The following is a 1,618-nucleotide window of genomic DNA, read 5'->3' on the forward strand; positions in this document are numbered from 1 at the left end:
ATCTGCCGCGATCCGCGCGCTACCCAGCGTCATGCCGAGCTGGCCCGGTTGCCGTCCGGATTTGCCGACGAGGGGAGGTTCGGTGAGCGCTGTCCACTGAGCTTGCGACGCTCTTTCTGGGAGCCATTTTCATCCTGAGTAGCGGCTGGTCTCGGTGGTCTGCAGGAGGGTACCGGCCATCCACATCCGTCGTGGCGTGGCGCTTGCAAATCCTTGCCGCCCGCCACGGCCAGGACGGGCACCTTCAGGCGGGCCAGGTCGGGCGACGGGTCGTAGGCCATGAACTCTCGGAACCAGCGGGCGTTGACCCTGGCGCCGCCGAGGCGAGCGACGTCGGTGGTAGTGGCGCGCATTTTCTCCTGGTTGCTGGCGAATTTCGCGACCAGGTCGACCCGGAAGCGCCGGAGCAGGGCCCGTACCGGCGTCTGGAGGTCACCGGCGCCCGCTCGGCTTGCCAACGCAGGACCACGGCACCGGATCGCTCGGTCGGCGACAAGGTTCTCAACCGCATCAACCCGCGGTGGTACGGTCGCCAAGGCTGACGATGACGTGTGTGGGAGGGCGAGTGCCTGAGTCGCAGTGGAGCGTCGCGGTGGTCGGCCCTGGTGGCGTTGGCGGTCTCCTCGGCGCGGTGCTGAGTCGGGCCGGCCACTCCGTGGTGTACGTGGCGAAGCCGGACACTGCGGCGGCGTCGAACTCAGGTGGACTCAGCGTGCACAGCGCGCAGTTCGGTGAGTTCCACGTACCAGCAAAGGCAGCACCGTCGCTGGCCGAACCGGTCGACTTGTGCCTGGTGACGGTCAAGGCGAACAGCTTGGACGCGGCACTGGCCGGCGTGCCGGCGGAAGCATTGCGCGACGGCCTGGTACTTCCACTGCTCAACGGCGTCGAGCACATGACCGCGCTGCGTGCGCGTTTCCCCGCTGCGCCGGTTGTCGCCGGCGCCATTCGGGTGGAGTCGACGCGGGTCGCGGCCGGACGAATCGAGCACACCAGCCCCTTCTCCTGGATCGAGGTGGCCAGCGACGCGGCACCGCGCGAACGCGTCGATGTGCTGGCGGCCCAGCTGCGGCGGGCCGATCTTGACGTGACCGTCCGCAACGACGAGACGGCCCTGCTGTGGGACAAGCTCGCGTTTCTGGCGCCGCTGGCGTTGCTCACCACGCACGCCGGCGCGGCGGCCGGGGTGGTGCGCGATGAGCGGCGAGCCGACCTGGAAGCGGTGGTCGGCGAGGTCGCCGCGGTGGCAGGGGCCGCCGGCGCACGGGTCGACCCCGCGGCGATCCTCGCCATGTTCGACCGTGTACCAGCGGGCATGAAGTCCTCGATGCAACGCGATGCCGAGGCGAACCGACCGACCGAGCTGGACGCTATCGGCGGTGCGGTCCTGCGCGCTGCGCGACGACACGGCATCGACACGCCAATTACTGCGCGACTCGTCGACGAACTCCGGGCCCTCGAAACCAGCGGGACCGTGCGTTAACGGGGGGCATCCCCGGCGCCTTCGATCGGCGTCATCCGCCGACCCCAGGCAGGTAGGCGACATCCTCAACTGCCGCGATCCGCGCGCTACGCGGCGTCACGAGGTGCCGACTCGGCCGGCATACGCACATGCCGA

2 protein-coding genes are annotated in these 1,618 nt (G+C 69.5%); both read left to right on the plus strand.

Annotated features, from left to right (window positions below):
• Positions 1 to 191: 191 nt before the first annotated feature.
• Positions 192 to 542, plus strand: coding sequence for a hypothetical protein (locus I8N68_RS32330; RefSeq protein WP_200216899.1), 351 nt, complete (start codon positions 192 to 194; stop codon positions 540 to 542).
• A 23-nt stretch (positions 543 to 565) separates the two neighbouring features.
• Positions 566 to 1,483, plus strand: coding sequence for a ketopantoate reductase family protein (locus tag I8N68_RS32335; protein ID WP_200216900.1), 918 nt, complete (start codon positions 566 to 568; stop codon positions 1,481 to 1,483).
• Positions 1,484 to 1,618 lie beyond the last annotated feature (135 nt).

This window comes from Micromonospora coerulea, from assembly GCF_016598485.1.
GTDB lineage: Bacteria > Actinomycetota > Actinomycetes > Mycobacteriales > Micromonosporaceae > Micromonospora > Micromonospora coerulea.